The sequence below is a fragment of the Vibrio sp. OPT41 genome, assembly GCF_015163595.1.
GTDB lineage: Bacteria > Pseudomonadota > Gammaproteobacteria > Enterobacterales > Vibrionaceae > Vibrio > Vibrio alginolyticus.
Window position 1 is genome coordinate 1 of sequence record NZ_JADDYH010000093.1, and the last position, 202, is coordinate 202.

The window sequence follows — 202 nt, forward strand, 5'->3', positions numbered from 1 at the left end:
AGTGTGCCGACTTAGCTCAGTAGGTAGAGCAACTGACTTGTAATCAGTAGGTCACCAGTTCGATTCCGGTAGTCGGCACCATTCTTTTGCCTCGATAGCTCAGTCGGTAGAGCAGAGGATTGAAAATCCTCGTGTCGGTGGTTCGATTCCGCCTCGAGGCACCATATTTGGTGCACTTGCTTCATAAGCAAGACACAAAAAA

2 tRNA genes are annotated in these 202 nt (G+C 48.5%); both read left to right on the forward strand.

What is annotated here, in order from left to right:
* Nucleotides 1–5 precede the first annotated feature (5 nt).
* Nucleotides 6–81 (forward strand) — tRNA-Thr (locus IQP38_RS25525).
* Nucleotides 82–88: 7 nt separating this feature from the next.
* Nucleotides 89–164: transfer RNA gene (locus IQP38_RS25530), tRNA-Phe, on the forward strand.
* Nucleotides 165–202: the final 38 nt, after the last annotated feature.